This is a genomic window from Segetibacter sp. (assembly GCF_025963695.1).
In the GTDB taxonomy this organism is placed as follows: domain Bacteria; phylum Bacteroidota; class Bacteroidia; order Chitinophagales; family Chitinophagaceae; genus Segetibacter.
Genome location: NZ_JAOQAH010000102.1, coordinates 1 through 3,733, shown reverse-complemented (window position 1 = coordinate 3,733; position 3,733 = coordinate 1). Strand labels below are relative to the sequence as shown.

The following is a 3,733-nucleotide window of genomic DNA, read 5'->3' as shown; positions in this document are numbered from 1 at the left end:
GACCGCGACGGAACCCTTATCAACGAAGCGCCGCCAACTTACCAGATTGATAGTTTTAGTAAACTTGAGTTTTATCCGCACATGTTTGAGTACATGTCAAGGATTGCTAAAGAATTGGATTATGAGTTGGTTATGGTTAGTAACCAGGATGGATTGGGAACTGATGCTTACCCAGAGGAAACTTTTTGGCCCGTTCATAATTTTGTTATGAAAAGCCTCGAAAACGAGGGCATACATTTCTCCGCTCAACATTTCGACCGAACTTTTCCTGCTGAAAATGCATCAACCCGTAAACCGGGTATTGGGATGTTTACTGATTATCTTGGTAATGACAATTATGACATACCCAATTCTTATGTCATCGGTGACAGGATCACTGACATTCAGCTTGCCAAGAATTTAGGCTGTAAAGGAATATGGATAAATAATGATGCAGACTTAGGGGGAGCTGAAATTAAAGACGCCAGAACCGAACTTGAAAAAGTGATTGCTCTTGAGACAACTTCATGGAAAGCCATTTATGAATTTTTAAAGCTGGGCTTAAGGCAGGTGCATCATGAGCGGAATACCAATGAAACAAAGATTAGTATTGATTTAAATCTTGATGGTAGTGGCAAAGGCGAAATCTCTACCGGTCTCGGTTTCTTTGATCACATGCTTGACCAGATTGCCCGTCATGGGAAAATGGATTTAAAAATCATTACAAAGGGGGATTTGGAAATAGACGAGCATCATACAATTGAAGATACCGGGATTGCTTTGGGTGAAGCCTTTGCAAAAGGCTTAGCCGATAAACGAGGAATGGAACGCTACGGCTTTGCACTACCAATGGATGAAGCTGAAGCCAAAGTGCTCATAGATTTTGGCGGCAGAAACTGGATTGTTTGGAATGCAGAATTCAAACGCGAGAAGATAGGAGAGATGCCGACAGAAATGTTTTTTCATTTCTTTAAATCATTTAGCGATGCCGCTAAATGCAATCTAAATATTGAATGCAAAGGAGATAACGAACATCATAAGATTGAAGCCATTTTTAAGGCTTTTGCAAAAGCCATTAAAATGGCTGTAAAACGCGATCCACTTAGTAATTATTTACCGTCAACAAAAGGGGTGTTGTAATATAGAAACACGAATGACACGGATTGAAAGGATTTATCCGCTCAAATCCATCCAATCTGTGTTATCCGTGTTCTTCATTCGCGCTTATAAACCTTGCCATCCTTCATAACAAAAGCAACTTTTCTAACCAGTTTTATATCCTCGACCGGGTTTCCTTGTACCGCAATGATATCAGCAAGTAAACCTGTTTTAATTCTTACGAATTTATTTCCGTATCCAAAGACATCTGCATTTACTGATGTAGCTGATCGTAATACCTCTAACGGTTTCATTCCATACTCTACCATCATTTCCATTTCACGGGCATTGTCTCCATGACTAAACACGCCTACATCTCCACCCATACAAATTGTTACACCAGCTTGTAATGCCATTTGGAACGATTTCTTTTTAGTTACTATTGAAGCCGGTTCCGGGTCAACTCCTTTCTTCCATCCACGGTATTGTAGAATAGCATCTCCCGCGGCAAGTGTAGGGCAAAGTGCTACTTTTCTTTCTTTCATTAGCCTGAAAATTTCTGCGGTTCCTTCATCTCCATGTTCAATGGTTGATACACCTGCCAGAATGCTTCGTCGCATTCCGTCAGGAGTGGAGGAATGTACTACCACTTGCCTTCCACCACTTTTTGCTGTTGCTACAGCCATGGCAAGCGCTTCTTCACTAAATGTCGGCATTGCTTCGCCATTTTGTCCCCAACGGTAGTCTGCATAAATTTTTATCACATCAGCACCTTTGCCTATCTGTGTTCTTACTTCACTGGCTATGTCCTCTATACCTGTAACTTCTGCAGCGCCTTGCGTAAGTTCAACGTCGGGTGATTCCGACCTTGGTCCATAGCTGCCCTTGGCTACAATTGCCTTGGTAGCTATGATCATTCTTGGACCTGGAATAACGCCTTTTTCAATAGTTTTTTTCAATCCGGCGTCATCAAACAAAGCTCCTTCGGTTCCAAGATCTCTTACTGTTGTAAAGCCCGCCAGCAGAGTAACCTTCGCGTGATTTACTGCCCTGGCTGTTCTTTCGGCGCGGCTTTCTTTCAGCACCTGGTCGTTCCAGGACGTTTCGTCGTAAGGATGAAGAAATAAATGAGAATGACCTTCAATCATACCGGGCATCAGCGTAGTGCCAGGGAGGTTAATTGTTTCTGTATTGGCCGGAATGTTTTGAATAATACCAACCTGTTCAATCTTATTGTTTTTTACTAAAACCGACCAATTACTATGCATGTTTTCACCATCGAAGACGCGATGACCTTTTAGTAAAATATACTTGTCGGTTTGACTAAAACACGAATTCGCAATTAAAAGGGAAATACAAAATAGAATTCGCATGTTGTATTATTCGTAATTAATACAACAAAGTAAAAGCAAAAAGGGATGTCTTTTTTTTTGAAAGAAGCAGGTTAGAATTAAGGATTTAATGATTTTTAATGGAATATTCGTGCGAAGAATAATTGGGGTATATGAAAAGAGGTACGCTGAATTAAGATAACAATTGTATAAGGGAGTGACACAACGATGTTGGATAAATGTGTGAAAGCTTGAAAAAAATTAATAACAAACTCCCTTCGCGCTAATTATTTTACTCTAATAAAAGTTTCTGTTTTTCCAATGAGAGAAATGCCAATGTATCCGCGTACTGCCAGGGTCTTCGGATCTTTTAGTTTCATTTTGCTTTTATATTCCTTGCCGTCGTCGGGATTATAAATTTTTCCATCGGTCCACTCACCATCTTCATATTTAAAGTCACGTAGCATGATCAACCCCAATAGCCGCTTTGTTCTCGCGTTCTCGTCAGGATTGTTTTTGTCGATCTTAGGCTTACCAGTTTCATCATTCGGCTGCTTTAGCCAAACGATTTTGCCATAATATTTGCCGTCTTGTTTGTACAATTGAATATGACCTTTATTGGTGCCATTTGCCCATTCTCCTAAAATTGCATCGGGATTATTGTAATTGAAGCTGGTTAACGCCAAAAAAGGCAGTAGAACCAATGGGAGAAATTTCTTCATACTCAAATTTCTTAAAAAAAGGTTACAAAAGCTATTGGCGGCGGGTGCTTTAACAAACGTATAATTACGAACAATAGTATTCTTTTTCGTAGTTATAATACATCCTGAAACTCTTTGTGAGTATCCATTATTTTTTTTGCAAACACACAAAGCGGAACAATTTTCAAATTGGTTTTACGGGCATATTCCACCCCACGTTCAACTAACAGGAAGCCTACATTCTTCCCTCTTAAAGACTCATCTACTTCTGTATGCTGAATGATTATGCGGTCTTTTTCTTTTTTATAGTCCATTTCGGCTAGCCTTTCCCCATCTTCTTCAATGTAAAAAGCTCCTTCGTTTGCATCTTCTTTATGGAGTACCACCATTTGTTGTGTGTTTATTTTTTTTATTGATTTTACTAATGGCAAAAACCCTGCAAAAAAAATTTGCTCAATAAAAAATAGCACTACATCTTTGCGGGGCAAATGAAAACTTTGACTTTAAATAACAATTGGTGGCATAGCATCTCCTTCCCGGGGTAGCTGTGTTATTTTTGTTTATCTAAATATAACATATTAAAAACCCCGGCAGAAGCCGGGGTTTTTTTATGGTCTGAACCGG

General features: G+C 39.5%; 4 protein-coding genes. 1 reads left to right on the top strand and 3 read right to left on the bottom strand.

Annotated features, from left to right (window positions below):
* Window positions 1-1,119, top strand: a 1,119-nt coding sequence (gene hisB / locus JWR87_RS18570) for a bifunctional histidinol-phosphatase/imidazoleglycerol-phosphate dehydratase HisB (RefSeq protein ID WP_297823066.1), incomplete at its 5' end; no start/stop codon positions are given.
* Between the two features lie 74 nt (window positions 1,120-1,193).
* Here the strand turns inward: hisB and JWR87_RS18565 are convergent.
* The 3 genes from JWR87_RS18565 to JWR87_RS18555 all read right to left on the bottom strand — a co-directional run bounded on the left by JWR87_RS18565 (window position 1,194) and on the right by JWR87_RS18555 (window position 3,498).
* On the bottom strand, window positions 1,194-2,450 hold the full coding sequence (locus JWR87_RS18565; RefSeq protein ID WP_297823064.1) for an amidohydrolase family protein: 1,257 nt from the start codon (window positions 2,448-2,450) through the stop codon (window positions 1,194-1,196).
* A gap of 245 nt (window positions 2,451-2,695) precedes the next feature.
* Window positions 2,696-3,130 (bottom strand): DUF2147 domain-containing protein, encoded by a 435-nt coding sequence (locus JWR87_RS18560; protein ID WP_297823061.1) that lies wholly within the window; start codon window positions 3,128-3,130, stop codon window positions 2,696-2,698.
* Between the two features lie 92 nt (window positions 3,131-3,222).
* Entirely contained in the window at window positions 3,223-3,498 is a 276-nt protein-coding gene (locus JWR87_RS18555) for a GNAT family N-acetyltransferase (protein ID WP_297823059.1), read from the bottom strand.
* Window positions 3,499-3,733 lie beyond the last annotated feature (235 nt).